The organism is Nocardioides jensenii JCM 1364 = NBRC 14755, assembly GCF_001552535.1.
Taxonomy (GTDB): Bacteria; Actinomycetota; Actinomycetes; order Propionibacteriales; family Nocardioidaceae; genus Nocardioides; species Nocardioides jensenii.
Genome location: NZ_BCRJ01000087.1, coordinates 23926 through 40180 on the forward strand (window position 1 = coordinate 23926; position 16255 = coordinate 40180).

At 70.0% G+C, this 16255-nt stretch carries 16 protein-coding genes; 13 read left to right on the top strand and 3 right to left on the bottom strand.

What is annotated here, in order from left to right:
- On the bottom strand, positions 1 to 1065 hold the full coding sequence (gene ssd / locus NJ4_RS18665; RefSeq protein ID WP_067438611.1) for a septum site-determining protein Ssd: 1065 nt from the start codon (positions 1063 to 1065) through the stop codon (positions 1 to 3).
- 162 nt (positions 1066 to 1227) lie between these two features.
- Here ssd and NJ4_RS18670 point away from each other — a divergent pair, with 162 nt between their 5' ends.
- The gene (locus NJ4_RS18670; protein WP_067438615.1) at positions 1228 to 2064 is read left to right on the top strand and encodes an HAD family hydrolase; all 837 of its coding nucleotides are present in this window, start codon (positions 1228 to 1230) and stop codon (positions 2062 to 2064) included.
- 318 nt (positions 2065 to 2382) lie between these two features.
- Here the strand turns inward: NJ4_RS18670 and NJ4_RS18675 are convergent, their stop codons facing one another.
- The gene (locus NJ4_RS18675; protein ID WP_067438619.1) at positions 2383 to 3117 is read right to left on the bottom strand and encodes a Fic family protein; all 735 of its coding nucleotides are present in this window, start codon (positions 3115 to 3117) and stop codon (positions 2383 to 2385) included.
- Between the two features lie 66 nt (positions 3118 to 3183).
- On the opposite strand from NJ4_RS18675, the gene NJ4_RS18680 reads away from it, so the two are divergent.
- From NJ4_RS18680 to acs, 8 genes are all read left to right on the top strand, one after another.
- Positions 3184 to 3969 carry a class I SAM-dependent methyltransferase gene (locus tag NJ4_RS18680; RefSeq protein WP_067438622.1) on the top strand — a complete coding sequence of 262 codons (786 nt, stop codon included), beginning with the start codon at positions 3184 to 3186 and terminating at the stop codon, positions 3967 to 3969.
- 112 nt (positions 3970 to 4081) lie between these two features.
- Positions 4082 to 5191 (top strand): sensor histidine kinase, encoded by a 1110-nt coding sequence (locus tag NJ4_RS18685; RefSeq protein WP_067438683.1) that lies wholly within the window; start codon positions 4082 to 4084, stop codon positions 5189 to 5191.
- A complete protein-coding gene (locus NJ4_RS18690; RefSeq protein ID WP_067438625.1) occupies positions 5188 to 5907 on the top strand; it encodes a LytR/AlgR family response regulator transcription factor in 720 nt (239 codons plus the stop codon). Before NJ4_RS18685 ends, NJ4_RS18690 begins: the two co-directional genes overlap by 4 nt.
- Positions 5904 to 6278 carry a hypothetical protein gene (locus NJ4_RS18695; RefSeq protein WP_067438629.1) on the top strand — a complete coding sequence of 125 codons (375 nt, stop codon included), beginning with the start codon at positions 5904 to 5906 and terminating at the stop codon, positions 6276 to 6278. Before NJ4_RS18690 ends, NJ4_RS18695 begins: the two co-directional genes overlap by 4 nt.
- A 10-nt stretch (positions 6279 to 6288) precedes the next feature.
- On the top strand, positions 6289 to 7779 hold the full coding sequence (locus NJ4_RS18700) for a sodium/solute symporter (protein ID WP_067438632.1): 1491 nt from the start codon (positions 6289 to 6291) through the stop codon (positions 7777 to 7779).
- A gap of 135 nt (positions 7780 to 7914) precedes the next feature.
- The gene (locus NJ4_RS18705) at positions 7915 to 8277 is read left to right on the top strand and encodes a DUF485 domain-containing protein (RefSeq protein WP_067438635.1); all 363 of its coding nucleotides are present in this window, start codon (positions 7915 to 7917) and stop codon (positions 8275 to 8277) included.
- A complete protein-coding gene (locus NJ4_RS18710; RefSeq protein ID WP_067438639.1) occupies positions 8274 to 9902 on the top strand; it encodes a solute symporter family protein in 1629 nt (542 codons plus the stop codon). The genes NJ4_RS18705 and NJ4_RS18710 overlap by 4 nt, the downstream gene beginning before the upstream one ends.
- A gap of 174 nt (positions 9903 to 10076) precedes the next feature.
- Complete coding sequence (gene acs, locus NJ4_RS18715; protein ID WP_067438686.1) at positions 10077 to 12047, top strand: acetate--CoA ligase; 1971 nt, start codon at positions 10077 to 10079, stop codon at positions 12045 to 12047.
- Positions 12048 to 12146: 99 nt separating this feature from the next.
- Here acs and NJ4_RS18720 read toward each other — a convergent pair whose 3' ends face one another.
- A complete protein-coding gene (locus NJ4_RS18720; RefSeq protein ID WP_067438643.1) occupies positions 12147 to 12824 on the bottom strand; it encodes a Crp/Fnr family transcriptional regulator in 678 nt (225 codons plus the stop codon).
- Between the two features lie 136 nt (positions 12825 to 12960).
- Here NJ4_RS18720 and nth point away from each other — a divergent pair, with 136 nt between their 5' ends.
- The 4 genes from nth to NJ4_RS18740 are packed head-to-tail and all read left to right on the top strand — an operon-like array spanning position 12961 to position 16146.
- Positions 12961 to 13665 (top strand): endonuclease III, encoded by a 705-nt coding sequence (gene nth, locus NJ4_RS18725; RefSeq protein WP_245644626.1) that lies wholly within the window; start codon positions 12961 to 12963, stop codon positions 13663 to 13665.
- Positions 13662 to 14276 (top strand): TlpA family protein disulfide reductase, encoded by a 615-nt coding sequence (locus NJ4_RS18730; RefSeq protein ID WP_067438649.1) that lies wholly within the window; start codon positions 13662 to 13664, stop codon positions 14274 to 14276. Before nth ends, NJ4_RS18730 begins: the two co-directional genes overlap by 4 nt.
- Entirely contained in the window at positions 14273 to 14974 is a 702-nt protein-coding gene (locus tag NJ4_RS18735) for an NUDIX hydrolase (protein WP_067438652.1), read from the top strand. The genes NJ4_RS18730 and NJ4_RS18735 overlap by 4 nt, the downstream gene beginning before the upstream one ends.
- Positions 14971 to 16146 (top strand): MarP family serine protease, encoded by a 1176-nt coding sequence (locus NJ4_RS18740; protein ID WP_067438656.1) that lies wholly within the window; start codon positions 14971 to 14973, stop codon positions 16144 to 16146. Before NJ4_RS18735 ends, NJ4_RS18740 begins: the two co-directional genes overlap by 4 nt.
- Positions 16147 to 16255 lie beyond the last annotated feature (109 nt).

Sequence of the window (16255 nt, forward strand, 5' to 3'; positions counted from 1 at the left end):
TCACGCCGCCGGCCGGGCCGCGGCCTCGGGCGCCAGGACCCGCAACACGTCGCGGGCAGCGCGGGCCAGCACGCCGCGTCGTGACTTCACCGGCCCCTGACCGAGGTCGATCGCCTCGTCGAGCCCGCGTTGGTCGGGCATCGAGGTGAGGACCGGGGCCCCGACGATGCGCTGGGCCTCGGCGGCGTCGACCCCCGAGCCGCGTACGACGAGCGAGAGGGGACCAGAACGAGCTGCCACGTCGACGAAGTGAGCCGCAGAGGCGAGGCCGGGCAGCGTGGCGCGGGTCAGGACGACCAGCGCCTGGCAACGCGCCATCAGCTCCTCGGTCAGGTCGCCGCCCGTGCGGGGCAGGTCGAGCACGACCAGCCGGTGGCCCTTGGTCGCGGCGGCGACGGCGGCACGCGCGGCGAACGGTTGCAGGGTCTCCACGCCGGAGGGCCCACCGCCACCGAAGGTGAGCACACCCAGCTCTCCCTTGTGGGGCAGTGCGTCGCGCAGCGCCCGGGCGCCGAGCCGACCCGAGGTCTGCTGCAGTGCGTCCCACCGGATGCCGTCGATGCGCTCCATGCCGAGCACCTGATCGGCTCCCGGACCGAGTGGATCCGTGTCGATCAGGCAGACCGGGCCCTCGCGCGCCGCGGTCAGCGCCAGGGCGCAGGCGAACGTCGTCGCTCCGGCGCCGCCCGAGCCGCCGGCGACGCCGATCGTCACGCCGTCGACGTCGAACCGCTCGGAGGAGTCGGCGAGCACCTCCAACACCCAGGAGTCGCACCGCGGGAGCTCCACGACCCCTTCGGTGCCGAGCGCCACCGCGGTGCGGAACGCCTCGTCGGGGAGCCGTCCCCAAGTCACGAGGTGGACGCCGACTCGCCGTGCCGGCTGGAGCGCGGCGAGCTCGTCGGCGACGTCGGCGCCGACGAGCACGACGGACGCAGTGGACCAGGCACGCAGGGCCACGGCCGGATCGGTGGTGGCCTCGGGAGCCACTCCAGCCGCGGCGGCCAGACGCTGGAGCTCGTCGTGCAGGGTCTGGTCACGCGTGAGAATGAGGGGATTCGTCATGGCCCCAGCGTTCCCGCGCTCCACGCGACCGACCCCTCGTCGTGCGGCAACTGTGGATAACCGGGTCGCGGGGCGGCATGTGCACGGAAAACGGCTGAGCCTCATCAGGACGTCGGGTCCCGGTTCCGTGCCGGGCCGCGGACGCACGCCTAGGATGGCGCCATGCCTGCACCGGCTCACCACGCCTCCGTCCGCCCCTACCGCTGGGGCGGTCGCCGTGAAGCGGCCTTCTTCGATCTCGACAAGACGATCATCGCCAAGTCGAGCACTCTCGCGTTCAGCAAGCCCTTCCAGGCCGGCGGGCTGATCTCGCGGCGCGGCGTGCTGCGCAGCGCGTATGCCCAGTTCGTCTATCTCGTCGGCGGAGCCGACCACGACCAGATGGAGAAGATGCGGCAGTTCATGTCGCAACTGTGTGCGGGGTGGAACGTCGCCACCGTGCAGGAGATCGTCGCCGAGACCCTGCACAACGTGGTCGACCCGCTGGTCTACGACGAGGCCGTCAGCCTGATCGAGGAGCACCACCTGGCCGGGCGCGACGTCATCATCGTGTCGACCTCCGGCTCCGAGGTGGTGGGGCCGATCGGTGAGATGCTCGGCGCCGACCGGGTGATCGCGACGCGCATGGAGATCGTCGACGGCAGGTACACCGGCGAGATCGACTACTACGCCTACTCCGAGACCAAGGCCACCGCGATCCGGGAGCTCGCCGAGACCGAGGGCTACGTGCTGGCGAACTGCTATGCCTACAGCGACTCCGTCACGGACCTGCCGATGCTCGAGGCGGTCGGGCACCCCCACGCGGTCAACCCCGACAAGGATCTCCGCAAGGCCGCCGTGGCCAACGAGTGGCCGGTGCTGGTCTTCACCAAGCCCGTCACGCTGGGACGCCGGATGAAACTGCCGCCGGCCAAGCCCACATTGGCCGCCCTGGCGGTGGGAGGACTGGTCGTCGCCGGTGGGGCGATCGCGGTCAACCTGCGCAAGCGCTCGCTGTGACGCGTTGCCGAACGGAATCCGGACAACACATCATTGAGCCCGTAAGTCAAGGCTTGAAGTGCCCCGCGAACCGGCGTACACATGAACCAACAACTCCAGAATTTGCACGTGAGCCAGGTACCCACGCGGCGATCTACCCTTCTTCAGGGCGCTTGCCAAGATCGGGTCTGACCCCGAGGGCAGTAGTTAGATAGTGCACGCTTGTTACCCGGGTTTCGCGTGTCAGCGGCGGCACCCGAATCCACGCGAGTCGGGTGCCGCTCGCATGTCCGGACTCTTCTCCCGGGTGGTTCGCGCCCGACCGTTCGGGTGGCTGGGTCAGTCGCGCACCGGGCTGGCCTCGGCGGCCGCGGCGTAGGCCTCGGCCGCGTAGAGCAACCAGGCGTGTACGCCGTTCGTTCCGCTGGCGTTGGCGTAGGCGCGCAGGTTCGACTCGTACTCCGCGCGCAGGGCCAGGTGGCCGGCCTCCGGCACCAGCAGGGACTTCTCGTCGACCCCACGGGCGACCAGGACCAGGCGTTCGGCGGCCCGGGCCACGATGCCGTTGTGCGAGGCGAACGGTGCTGCCGTGGCCAGTTCCGCATGGACGACGGCCGCGACCAGCATCGCCGGTGCGGTCGTGGGTGCCAACAGTCTCTGGCCGAGCACCCGGAGTCGCTCCGCCGCGTCCGCGGCCCTGGGTCGCCCCAGCACCTCGTCGGGCACGACGCCCTTGCCGGCCAGGGCGTGCAGGCGGGCGAAGGCCTGCAGGGGCGCGGTCTTCAGCGTCGGAACCAGGGAGAGCAACTCGGTCGAGACCCGGACCGCGGCCTGCGCGGTCTCGTCCCCGTCACCGGCCCGGATCACCTCGGGAGTCGATGTCGATCCCTCCAGGACCCCGCTGGCGCAGGCACCACGCAGCAGCGACTCGGTGGTCAGCTGCGGCGCGGTCTTGCGCAGTCCTCGGTCGCGCAGCATCGCGTCGACCCCGTCGCGGGTGCCGGCGAACGCCGACGGCACACCCTCGAGTGCGGTGAGGGAGGCCAGCGGGTCGCCGTTCGTGACACTGCTCATGACGCGCAAGGGTAGAGGCACCTCGTGGTCCCGGCTTCGCGGGGATCAGCGGGTAGCCTCGACTCAATGGACCACCAGCGCGCACCCCAGGACCGACCTGCCTTCCCGGCCGAGGCCGTGCAGTGGTTGCTGGGCTCCTCCCCGCGCACCGTCGTGGTGCTGGGCGACCCCGACGTGGCGGACGCGATCGCCGACGCCGGGCACGACGTCACGGACGTCTCGGGAGCCACGGCCAAGCTGCCGTTCCCGGACCGCAGCATCGACGTCGTGATCAGCACGCACGGGCTGCCCGAGGATCTCGAGTCGCTCGCCCGGCTGCTGCGTGCCGGCGGTCAGCTCGCCCTGGTCTGCAACGAACGCGACCGCCGCATCCCGTGGGCCCGCAAGCTCGACGAGGTCCTCGGCAACGTGTCCGCGGGGGAAGAACCCGCCGCCGGCCTGGTCAACTCCACGCTCTTCGGATTCGTCAGCGACGCCACCTTCCGCTACTGGCAGGTCGTGAACAACGTCTCTCTCGAGGCGATGGTCCGCGCCGAGCTCTCCGGCCGCGGTGACACCGAGGCCGAGCGGCGTACGACGGCCGCACTCAGGCTGTACGACGACTACGGGCGGGGCGCCGACGGCATGCAGATGCCCTGGTTGAGCCGGTGCTTCAAGGCCACCGTGGTCGAGAACGCCTGGGCGCCTCCGCGCGGGTTCGACGAGCAGCAGCCCGTCGACGGCGCGGCTGACGGGAGCGACGACGCCAACGAGGCGACCAGCGACGCCGTGCCCGGTTCCGCGGAGGGTCCTCCGCCCTCCAGCCCGCAGGACGGCTCCGACTCCGACCTGCTCCTGATCGACTTCCGCTGACCGCGACGCCGACCCAGCGCACCCAGCGCACCCGACGCTGAGCAACGCGACGCAGTGCGACCCGACGCGACGAGCCCGGGACCACCGAGCCCGGGACCCCTAGGGTGTGGTCATGGCGTTCGGCTGGCGGCGTACCCACCTCGGCACAGAGGCCGACCGGGCGACCTTCCGCACCCTGCACACCGCCTCCCTCGCGTCGCCGGCCTTGCGTGAGGGCCTGACCAGCGCCAGCGCCGAGCGCAGCATCAAGCACCTGCGCACACTGCTGGGGGCCCCGGCGCTGGCGATCACCGACACCGCCGGCCTGTTGGCCTGGGACGGCAGCGGTGAGCACCACGGCAAGCTCTGCCCCGAGCTGGCCGCGACGGCTGTCGACGAGGGCCGCACCCACGTCGCCCAACGCGGGGTGGCCTGCCTGGTGCCCACCTGTCCGATCCGGTTCGCGGTCGTCTCACCGCTGGTCGTCGACGACCTCATCGTCGGCACGCTGCAGGTGTTCACCGACAACGCCACCGCCGGCCTGGTCCGCGCCGCTGACGAGGTCGCCACCTGGGTCTCGGGTCAGCTCGACCTGGCCGAGCTGCACGCCTCCCGCAACCGGTTGATGGAGGCCGAGGTCCGGGCCCTCCGCGCGCAGATCAGCCCGCACTTCATCTACAACTCGCTGGGCGCCATCGCGTCGTTCGTGCGCACCGATCCCGACCGTGCCCGCGAGCTGTTGCTGGAGTTCGCCGACTTCACCCGCTACTCGTTCCGGCGGCATGGCGAGTTCACGACCCTCGCCGAGGAGCTGCGCTCCGTCGAGCGCTACCTGCTGCTCGAGCAGGCCCGGTTCGGCGACCGCCTCGGGGTCACACTGCGGATCGCACCCGAGGTGCTGCCGGTCGCCGTACCCTTCCTGTGCATCCAGCCCCTCGTCGAGAACGCCGTACGGCACGGGCTCGCCGAGAAGGGCGACGGCCACATCAGCATCACCGCACGCGACGCCGACTCCGACTGCGTGATCGAGGTCGAGGACAACGGCGCCGGTGAGGATCCCGAGCGGGTACGACGAGCGCTGGCCGGCGACGCCGAGCTCGACTCGGTCGGCCTGGGCAACGTCGACGTACGCCTGCGCGACACGTTCGGCAACGACTACGGCCTGATCGTCGAGACCGCCCCCGGCGCAGGCACCCGCGTGATCGTCCGCGTTCCCAAGTTCGCCCCCGGAGTGCACCCATGACCGCCTTGCGCGTGCTCGTCATCGACGACGAGCGACCGGCCCTCGACGAGCTCACCTACCTGCTCGAGCGACACCCCGACGTGGCCTCGGTGCGTGCCGTCGACGCCGCCACCGAGGGGCTGCGCATCCTCCAGGACACCGAGATCGACGTGATCTTCCTCGACATTCAGATGCCGGGGCTGACCGGCGTCGAGCTGGCGCAGGTGCTCAGCCGGTTCCGCAACCCGCCACCGATCGTGTTCGTCACCGCCCACGAGCAGCACGCCGTCGACGCGTTCGAGCTGCGCGCCCTCGACTACGTGCTCAAACCGGTGCGCGAGGAGCGTCTCGCCGAGGCCGTACGCCGCGTGGTCGAAGGCGCCGCGTCACCTGCCACGAGCGGGGACGAGCAGATCCCGGTCGAGCGGGGCGGCGTCACCCGCTTCATCGACCGCAGCGACATCACCCATGTCGAGGCCCAGGGCGACTACGCCCGACTGCACACGGCGCACGACTCCTACCTGCTGCGCACGCCGTTGACGCAGCTCGAGGAGCAGTGGGGCACCGCCGGGTTCGTGCGGATCCACCGCTCGTTGCTGGTGGCGCTGGCCCACATCAACGAGGTGCGGATGGACAGCGGCCGGTGCACGGTGCGGGTCGGCGACGGCACCGACCTCGTGGTCAGTCGCCGGCACACCCCGGCCCTGCGCGAGCTGCTCAACCGGGGGCGTCCGTGAGCACCAACCCTCCCGAGCGGGTCCGCGTCACCGGGCCACCACGGCGTACGACGAGCCGGCGTACCCGGGCCCACGAGATCGACGACCAGACCCTGCTCGGCACGGTGCTGATGGAGTCGCTGCTGCGTGCCCAGCTGCGTCTGGCGGTGCTCACCCTGGCGCCGCTGGTCGTGATCGCGGTCGGGTTGCCCCTGGCCTTCCACCTGGTGCCGTCGCTCTCCGACGTGCGCGTGCTCGGCGCTCCCCTGGCACTCGTCGTGCTCGGCGTCCTCATCTATCCGCTGCTGATCCTGCTGGGCTGGTCCTACGTGCGTCGCGCCGAGCAGCACGAGCGTGACTTCGCCGAGCTGGTGCAGATCGTCGAGTCATGAGGGTGCGGCCATGATCACCTCGGTCCCCAGCGTCGTCGCGGTTGCCCTGGTGGCGGTCGCCACGCTGGCCATCGGCACGTGGGGGCTGCGGTTCTCGCGCACCACCAGCGACTTCTTCGTCGCCTCGCGCACCGTCCGGCCCGCCCTGAACGCCTCGGCCATCGGCGGCGAGTACCTCTCCGCCGCGTCCTTCCTCGGCGTGGCCGGGCTGGTGCTGGTCTTCGGCGCCGACATGCTCTGGTACCCGGTCGGCTTCACCGCCGGCTACCTGGTGCTGCTCGTGCTGGTGGCCGCACCGTTGCGCCGCTCCGGGGCCTACACCCTGCCCGACTTCGCCGAGGCCAGGCTGGCGTCGTCGCGAGTGCGCACCACGTGCACGCTGATGGTCGTCGCGATCGGCTGGCTCTATCTCGTGCCGCAGTTCCAGGGCGCCGGCATCACCCTGGAGTCGGCCACCGGCGCACCCTCGTGGCTCGGCGCGCTCGTCGTGGCCACCGTGGTGCTGGTCAACGTGCTGTCCGGTGGCATGCGCAGCATCACGTTCGTGCAGGCCTTCCAGTACTGGCTCAAGCTGACCGCCCTCCTGGTCCCCGCGATCGTCCTGGTCGGGGTCTGGCTCGACGACGGTCGCCCCGGCCCGAACGCCACCGCGGGCGATCACTGGTCACTCCCGTTGGGCGAGGGCGGCACCCAGGGGCTCTACCTGACCTGGTCGCTGATCATCGCCACGTTCCTGGGCACCATGGGGCTGCCCCACGTCGTGGTCCGGTTCTACACGAACCCCGACGGCCGGGCGGCTCGTCGGACGACCGTCGTGGTGCTGGCCCTGCTCAGCGCGTTCTACCTGCTGCCGCCGGTCTACGCCGCACTCGGCCGGGTGTACGGCGCCGAGGCCAACGCCGACGTGATCGTGCTGGACCTGCCCAAGCTGATGGTGCCGGGCACGGGTGGCGAGCTCCTCTCGGCGCTGGTCACCGCCGGTGCCTTCGCGGCGTTCCTCTCGACGTCGTCGGGGCTGTCGGTCGCCGTCGCCGGGGTGCTCACCCAGGACGTGTTCCGCGGGTCGCGCTTCACCGGTGTCGGGGCCTTCCGGGCGTCGGCCGTGATCGCCGTGGTGACCCCCTGCGCGGCCGCCGTCGCCGCCCCCGACCTGGGCATCGCCAAGGCGGTCGGGCTGGCCTTCGCGGTCGCCGCCTCGACGTTCTGTCCCCTGCTCGTGCTGGGCATCTGGTGGCGCGGCCTCACCGACGTCGGCGCACTGGCCGGGCTGGGCACCGGCTTCGTCGCCTCGGGGCTCGGGGTCACCTACTCCCTCAGCCCCTATGCGACCACCGGGTGGGTCGACGTGCTCCTCACCCAGCCGGCCGCCTGGTCGGTGCCGCTGGCGTTCACCACGATGTACGTCGTGTCGCGGGCCACGGCCGACCGCGTGCCCGCCCACGTCCGCCGGTTCATGGTGCGGCTGCACACGCCCGAGGCCGTCGCCCTCGATCGAGGCTGACCGTTCGTCTTGCGTGAGGCACCGTTCAACGATTCGTGGTCCCCACTCGGCGCGACATCGATTCGCACCCCTGATGCCGCAGGCCGGTCCTTCCTAGCGTGACTGGTGTCACACCCCCGCACGAGAGGCGATCCCGTGACCGATGAACACGGCGTACACCGAAGCTCGCAGCATCCGATCTACCAGGAACTCCATGAGGCCCCCGACTTCGCCGAGCTGCGGCAGCGCTACCGCAGCTTCGTGATCCCGTGGACGGTGGCCTTCCTGGCCTGGTACCTGCTCTACGTGATCATGTCGAACTGGGCAGGCGGATTCATGAACACCAAGCTCGTGGGCCACATCAACGTGGCCCTGGTCTTCGGGCTGCTGCAGTTTGCCTCGACGTTCCTGATCGCCTGGCTCTACGCCCGGCACATGAACCGGCACGTCGACCCGTTGGCCCGCAAGCTCGAGGCGCGCTACGACGCGGCGATCAAGGGCGAGGGGGCACCGCGATGAACGGCACCGAGCTCCTCACCGCCGGGCTGTTCCTCGGCGTCGTCCTGGTCACCGTCGCGATCACGTTCTGGGCCAGCCGCCAGACGACGGGCACGTCCAACTTCTACGCCGGCGGCCGACAGTTCAGCGGGTTCCAGAACGGCATGGCCGTCTCGGGTGACTACATGTCGGCCGCGTCGTTCCTCGGCATCTCCGGGCTGATCGCCCTCAACGGCTACGACGGCTTCCTCTACTCGATCGGGTTCCTGGTCGCCTGGCTGGTGGCGCTCCTGCTGGTCGCGGAGCTGCTGCGCAACTCCGGCCGCTACACGATGGCCGACCAGCTGGCCTACCGCATGAAGCAACGCCCGGTCCGTACGGCGGCGGCCACCTCGACCGTCGTGGTCTCGATCTTCTACCTGTTGGCCCAGATGGTGGGTGCCGGCGCGCTCGTGACCTTGCTCCTCGGCGTCGAGAGCGAGTTCATGAAGGCTGTCGTCATCGCCGGCGTCGGTCTGCTGATGATCTTCTACGTGACCGTGGGTGGCATGAAGGGCACCACCTGGGTGCAGATCGTGAAGGCCATCCTGCTGATGGCCGGCACCATCCTGATCACGTTCCTGGTGCTGGCGAAGTTCGACTTCAACATCTCCGAGCTGCTCGGTGCGGCCTCGGGCAACACCGGCAAGGGCGAGGCGTTCCTCCAGCCCGGTCTGAAGTACGGCATCGACATGACCAGCAAGCTCGACTTCGTCTCGTTGGGCATCGCGCTGGTGCTCGGCACGGCGGGCCTGCCGCACATCCTGATCCGCTTCTACACCGTGCCGACCGCGAAGGCGGCGCGCACCTCGGTGATGTGGGCGATCGGTCTGATCGGCTCGTTCTACCTGATGACGCTGGCGCTGGGATTCGGCGCCGCGGCACTGCTCGACACCGGGCCGGAGAGCAAGGTGGCGAAGTCCAGCGGAAACCTGGCCTCGCCACTTCTCGCCGAGGCAGTCGGCGGCGGCACCGGCTCTGTGGGTGGAGCCGTCCTGCTGGCACTCATCTCGGCGGTCGCGTTCGCGACGATCCTCGCCGTGGTGGCCGGCCTGACGCTGACCTCCGCCTCGTCGGTGGCACACGACCTCTACGCCAACGTGTGGAAGAAGGGCAAGGTCAGCGAGAAGCAGGAGGTGAAGGTCGCCAAGATCTCCGCCTTCGTCATCGGTGGTGTGGCGATCGCCCTGGCCATCCCGGCCCAGAAGCTCAACATCGCCTTCCTCGTGGCGTTGGCCTTCGCAGTCGCGGCCTCGGCGAACCTGCCCTCGCTGCTCTACAACCTGTTCTGGAAGCGGTTCAACACGCGGGGAGCGACCTGGGCGATCTACGGTGGCCTGATCTCCTGCCTGGTCCTGGTGATCTCGTCACCGGTGGTCTCGGGCAAGCTCAATGCCGACGGCACCAACGCGGCACTGCTGCCCAAGACCATCGACTTCTCGTGGTTCCCGCTGGACAACCCCGGCATCGTCTCGATCCCGTTGGGCTTCTTCTTCGGCTGGCTCGGGACCGTCACGTCCAAGGAGGTCGAGTCCGAGGCGGCGTACGACGAGTTCGAGGTGCGGGCGCTCACCGGCGCGGGCGCCGAGCAGGCGACCCCGCACTGACAGTCCTTCCCCATTCCGGTCCGGAGGCGGTCGCAACGTTGCGGCAACCTCCGGGCCGGAATCCTCGGGTGGATCGGACGGAATCCTCCCTGGGTGTACTCGTCGCGCACGGGATTCCGGCCTAGGCTGCAGGAGACGGCCGGCAGCGACACGAAACGACAAACAGGAGTGAATGTGACCAGCGAGACCCTTTCGAACCTGAGCCACGAGGAGCGACGTTTCCCGCCCCCCGCCGACCTGGCGGCCGCCGCGAACGTGAAGGCCGAGGCGTACGCCGCCGCGAGCCAGGACTTCGAGGGCTTCTGGGCAACCCAGGCCGACCGCCTCGACTGGGGCCAGAAGTGGGACCGCGTCCTCAACTGGGACAACCCGCCGTTCGCCAAGTGGTTCGAGGGCGGCACCATCAACGCCGCGGTCAACTGCGTCGATCGCCACGTCGACGCGGGCAACGGCGACAAGGTCGCCATCCACTGGGTCGGTGAGCCGGAGGACGACACCCGCGACATCACCTACGCGCAGCTGCAGGACGAGGTCAACAAGGCCACGAACGCCCTTGTCTCACTGGGCGTCACCAAGGGTGACCGGGTGGCGATCTACCTCCCGATGATCCCCGAGTGCGTCTTCACGATGCTGGCCTGCGCCCGACTCGGCGCCCCCCACACGGTCATCTTCGGTGGCTTCTCCGCCGACGCCCTGGCCTCGCGCATCACCGACTGTGGCGCCAAGGTCGTGGTCACCTCCGACGGCGGCTACCGTCGCGGAGCACCCTCGGCGTTGAAGCCGGCCGTCGACGAGGCGGTGGCGAAGGTCGACGGTCTGGTCGAGCACGTGCTCGTCGTACGCCGTACCGGTCAGGACGACATCGCCTGGAACGACGACGTCGACGTGTGGTGGCACGAACTCGTCGAGCAGCAGTCGACCGAGCACGAGGCCGAGCTGCACGACGCCGAGCACCCGCTCTACGTCATGTACACCTCCGGCACCACCGGCAAGCCCAAGGGCATCCTGCACACCACGGGCGGCTACCTGGTCGGCACGTCCTACACCCACTGGGCGGTCTTCGACCTCAAGCCCGAGACCGACGTCTACTGGTGCACCGCCGACGTCGGCTGGGTCACCGGCCACTCCTACATGGTCTACGGACCGCTCGCGAACGGCGCGACCCAGGTGATGTACGAAGGCGTCCCCGACGCCCCGCACAAGGGCCGCTGGTGGGAGATCATCGAGAAGTACGGCGTCACGATCTTCTACACCGCCCCCACCGCCATCCGAACGTTCATGAAGTGGGGCAAGGAGATTCCCGACAAGTTCGACCTCTCCTCGGTGCGGGTGCTGGGCTCGGTCGGCGAACCGATCAACCCCGAGGCCTATGTCTGGTACCGCGACACGATCGGCGCCGGTGAGACCCCCGTGGTCGACACGTGGTGGCAGACCGAGACCGGGCAGATCCTGATCTCCCCGCTGCCCGGTGTCACCGAGGCGAAGCCCGGCTCGGCGATGACACCGCTGCCCGGCATCGATGCCGACGTGGTCAACGACGAGGGCGAGTCCGTGCCTGACGGCTCCGGTGGCTACCTCGTCCTCCGCAAGCCGTGGCCGGCGATGCTGCGCACCATCTGGGGCGACGACGAGCGCTACAAGGACACCTACTGGTCGCGCTGGCCGGGCGTCTACTTCGCCGGCGACGGCGCCAAGAAGGACGAGGACGGCGACATCTGGGTGCTGGGCCGCGTGGACGACGTGATGAACGTGTCCGGCCACCGGCTCTCCACCACCGAGATCGAGTCGGCCCTGGTCTCGCACCCCAAGGTCGCCGAGGCGGCCGTCGTGGGTGCCGCCGACGAGATGACCGGCCAGGCGGTGTGCGCGTTCGTGATCCTGCGGGAGAGCGCCGGCGGTGAGTCCGGCGACGCGCTCGTCCAGGAGCTGCGCAACCACGTGGCCAAGGAGATCGGCGCGATCGCCAAGCCCCGGCAGATCCTGATCGTTCCCGAGCTGCCCAAGACCCGCTCCGGCAAGATCATGCGTCGCCTGCTGCGCGACGTGGCCGAGAAGCGCGACATCGGCGATGTGACCACGCTCGCGGACTCCTCGGTGATGAACCTGATCCAGTCCGGCATGTCCAGCGGCTCCTCCGACGAGTAGCCGTCCCCCTCCCCCGGTGCAGCCCGGGGTTGCGACGCACAACGGCCGCCGTTCCCTCGCGGGAGCGGCGGCCGTTGCGTTCGTCGTACGACGTGGGCGTCAGCGGGCGCGGCGGGAGAGCCGCTCGATGTCCATGATCACCACGGAGCGGGGCTCCAGGCGCAGCCATCCGCGTGAGGCGAAGTCGGCCAGCGCCTTGTTGACCGTCTCGCGGGAGGCGCCGACCAGCTGGGCGAGCTCCTCCTGGGTGAGGTCGTGGTGCACGTGGACGCCGTCGTCGGCGGTGCGGCCGAACCGGTCGGCGAGGTCGAGCAGCGCTTTGGCCACGCGGCCGGGAACGTCGGAGAAGACCAGGTCGGCGTTGACGTCGTTGGCCTTGCGCAGGCGGGCCGCGATCTGGGCAAGAAGGCTGTGCGCCACGATCGGGCGGCCCTCGAGCCACTTGAGGAGGTCTTCGTGGGAGAGCGAGGCGAACGCCGCGTCGGTCACGGTGGTCACGGTCGCCGAACGCGGGCCGGGGTCGAAGAGCGAGAGCTCACCGAACATCTGACCCGGGCCGAGGATCGCGAGGAGGTTCTCCCTACCGTCGGACGAGGTGCGGCCCAGCTTGACCTTGCCCTCGAGTACGACGTAGCACTTGTCACCCGAGTCGCCCTCGTGGAAGAGCACCTCGCCCCGCCGCAGCCTGGACTCGGCCATCGATGAACGCAGTGCCGTCGCAGCCTCGTCGTCGAGCGCGCTGAACAGCGGGGCCTGACGAAGCACGTCGTTGTCCACAAGTTCCTCCCATGTAGTAGTGGGTTCCGGGCCGATCCTAGCCGTGGTCCAGGTCACATCATCAACCACCGGGGCCCAATTGACCGAACACGACCACGATCCGGGCCGTGTCGGCGCGTCCACGTAGGGTGTGTGCGTGCCCCAGACTCCATCGCAGACGGCCCTGGTTCGACGGGCCCGCAAGATCGATCGGGTCCTCGGAGCAACCTACCCGGATGCCACGTGTGAACTCGACTTCGCCAACCCCTTCGAGCTCCTCGTGGTCACGGTGCTCAGCGCCCAGACCACCGACAAGCGGGTCAACGCGGTCCGTCCCACCCTCTTCGCCGCCTATCCTGATGCGGCCGCGATGGCCGGCGCCGAGCGTGCCGACCTCGAGCGGATCATCGGCCCGCTGGGCTTCTTCCGGGCCAAGACCGAGTCCCTGCTCAAGCTCAGCGCCGCCCTCGTCGAGAACCACGACGGCCAGGTGCCGCCGCGCCTCGACGACCTCGTGAAGCTGCCCGGCGTCGGTCGCAAGACTGCCAATGTCGTGCTGGGCAACGCCTTCGACATCCCCGGCATCACCGTCGACACCCACTTCGGCCGACTCGTCCGCCGCTTCGGCTGGACCGAGGAGACTGACCCGGTCAAGGTCGAGCACGCCGTCGGGGCGCTCTTCCCCAAACGCGACTGGACGATGCTCTCCCACCACGTCATCTGGCACGGTCGCCGCATCTGCCATGCCCGCAAGCCCGCCTGCGGCGCGTGCCCGCTCGCGCGCTGGTGCCCGGCGTACGGCGAGGGCCCCACCGACGCCGACGAGGCCGCCAAGCTGGTGCGCACCGAAGGCCGCGCATGAGACGCACCCTCGCCGCAGCGCTGCTCACGCTGCTCGCCCTGCAGGGGTGTGACTCGGTCTCACCTCCCGACATCGAGAAGGCCGGCAGCTCCGACGTCGACGTCGACACCCCCCAGCTGCGCAAGCTCAAGGCCGGCACCGGCGTGGCTGCGTGCGCCCCGGGCTCCGGCGCGCACGTCGACGGCGGCCTGCCCGACGTCACCCTGCCGTGCCTGGGAGGCGGCAAGGACGTCAACACCTCGAGCCTGCGCGGCCCCATGGTCGTCAACCTGTGGGCGGTCTGGTGCGGGCCCTGTCGCCGCGAGCTGCCGATCTACCAACAGTTCTTCGCGAAGCACGGCGACCGCGTGCCCGTGCTCGGCGTCGACTTCCAGGACACCCAGCCCGGCCCGGCCCTCGAGCTGGCCAAGGACTCGGGCGTGACCTACCCCTTGCTTGCCGACCCGCAGAGCGACCTGAGCCTGAAGGATCCGCTGCCCAACATCGTCGCGCTCCCCTACCTCGTCCTGATCGACGCCGACGGCCAGGTCGTCGAGCAGCGCTTCGAGGAGATCAAGAGCCTGGGCCAGCTCGAGCAGCTGGTCGAGAAGCACCTGCAGGTGCAGCTGTGATCCCGCAGTGGCTGGAGCCGCTCCGCGACGGCGCGCAGTCGATCACCGTGCACGACCTGACCCGGTTCATGCCTCCCGAGGGCAGCGATCCGCGGCGTGGCGCCGTACTCATGCTCTTCGGCGACGGCCCCGACGGCCACGAGCTGCTGCTGACCGAGCGCTCCCACACGATGCGCAGCCACCCCGGCCAGGTGTCGTTCCCCGGCGGCGGCATCGACGCCGGCGAGAGCGCCCACGACGCCGCGCTGCGTGAGGCCTGGGAGGAGACCGGCCTCGACCCCGACGGGGTGGAGGTCTTCGCCGAGCTGCCCGAGCTGTGGCTCCCGCCCAGCAACTACGCCGTGACCCCCGTGCTGGCCTGGTGGGCCGAGCCGTCGCCGGTGACCACCCACTCGGTCGAGGAGGTCCACGCGATCCACCGGGTGCTGATCTCCGACCTGGTCGAGCCCACCCACCGCATCACGGTGCGCCACCCCAGCGGCTGGCTCGGCCCCGGTTTCCTGATCGGCGACGACCGTGACGTGATCCTGTGGGGCTTCACGGCCGGCATCATCGCGCGCCTCTTCGAGCACGTCGGGTGGTCCAGCAACTGGGACACCGGCGTGGTGCACGAGTTGCCCGACTACATGCTGCAGGGTGAACCCTCACGTTCGACCACACCACCCAACACCCGATTCAAGGAAGGGCCCGGCCGATGAACCTCCTCGACTGGATCCTGGTCCTGCTCGTGCTCGCCTACGCGCTCTCGGGCTACTGGCAGGGCTTCGTGACCGGCGCCTTCGCGACCATGGGCCTGCTGCTCGGCGGCCTCTTCGGCATCTGGCTGGCCCCCATCGCCCTGGGCAACGCCGACCCTGCAGTGTGGGTCTCCCTGGGCGCACTGTTCATCGTGATCCTCTCCGCCACCCTCGGCCAGGCGCTCCTCCAGTACGCCGGCGCGAAAGTCCGTGACCAGATCACCTGGCAGCCCGTGCGCGCGGTCGATGCGGCCGGCGGCGCTGTCCTCAGCGCGGTCGCGGTGCTGCTGGTCGCCTGGGCGCTGGGGGTCGCGGTCTCCGGCTCACGCATCGGCTCGGTGACGCCGATGGTGCGTGAGTCGGTCGTGCTGGCGAAGGTCGACCGGGTGCTCCCCGACCGTGCCAACGAGGCGCTCAACGCCTTCAACAACGTGGTCGGCACCAGCTTCTTCCCGCGCTACCTCGAGCCGTTCGCTCCCGAGCGCATCGTCGAGGTCGGCCCACCCGACCCGCGGATCGCGCGCGACCCCGACGTGGCTGACGCGCAGCAGAGCGTGCTGAAGATCCACGGTGACAACAGCTGTGGACGTGGCGTCGAGGGCACCGGCTTCGTCTACGGGCCCGGCCGGGTGATGACCAACGCCCACGTCGTGGCCGGGGTCTCCGACCCCGAGGTGCTGGTCGGCGACGACACGCTCGATGCCGAGGTCGTCTACTACAACAGTGACCTCGATGTCGCCGTACTCCACGTCGACGGCCTCGACCGGCCGAAGCTCGACTTCGCCAAGGGCGCCGCTCCCAACGACGACGCGGCCGTGCTCGGCTACCCCCAGGACGGCCCGTACGACGTCCGCCCGGCCCGGGTGCGCGCCGAGCAGCGGCTGCGCTCCCCCGACATCTACGGCCACGGGTCCGTGATCCGCGAGGTCTACTCGCTGCGCGCGCTGATCCGTCCCGGCAACTCGGGTGGCCCGATGGTCAACTCCAAGGGACAGGTGACCGGGGTGATCTTCGCGGCGTCGGTGACCGACGACCAGACCGGCTACGCGCTGACCGCCGATGCGGTCACCGACGCCGCGGCCCAGGGCCTCTCGACCCAGGCCGAGGTCGGCACCGGCGACTGCGCCGGCTGACTGCCGCTGCCCGGGCAGTTTCGTGTGGTTTGGGCAGAATCACAGGCTCGCCTGTGAAACTGGCCGATTGACACGAAGTTTCGTGTTGGCGAGGCAGTTTCACAGGCTC

Coding starts and splice junctions, on each gene's coding strand:
- ssd (WP_067438611.1), bottom strand. CDS start 1,065: ATGACGAATCCCCTCATTCTCACGCGTGACCAGACCCTGCACGACGAG.
- NJ4_RS18680 (WP_067438622.1), top strand. CDS start 3,184: ATGGACCACCAGCGCGCACCCCAGGACCGACCTGCCTTCCCGGCCGAG.
- NJ4_RS18670 (WP_067438615.1), top strand. CDS start 1,228: ATGCCTGCACCGGCTCACCACGCCTCCGTCCGCCCCTACCGCTGGGGC.
- NJ4_RS18675 (WP_067438619.1), bottom strand. CDS start 3,117: ATGAGCAGTGTCACGAACGGCGACCCGCTGGCCTCCCTCACCGCACTC.
- NJ4_RS18685 (WP_067438683.1), top strand. CDS start 4,082: ATGGCGTTCGGCTGGCGGCGTACCCACCTCGGCACAGAGGCCGACCGG.
- NJ4_RS18700 (WP_067438632.1), top strand. CDS start 6,289: ATGATCACCTCGGTCCCCAGCGTCGTCGCGGTTGCCCTGGTGGCGGTC.
- NJ4_RS18690 (WP_067438625.1), top strand. CDS start 5,188: ATGACCGCCTTGCGCGTGCTCGTCATCGACGACGAGCGACCGGCCCTC.
- NJ4_RS18710 (WP_067438639.1), top strand. CDS start 8,274: ATGAACGGCACCGAGCTCCTCACCGCCGGGCTGTTCCTCGGCGTCGTC.
- NJ4_RS18740 (WP_067438656.1), top strand. CDS start 14,971: ATGAACCTCCTCGACTGGATCCTGGTCCTGCTCGTGCTCGCCTACGCG.
- NJ4_RS18730 (WP_067438649.1), top strand. CDS start 13,662: ATGAGACGCACCCTCGCCGCAGCGCTGCTCACGCTGCTCGCCCTGCAG.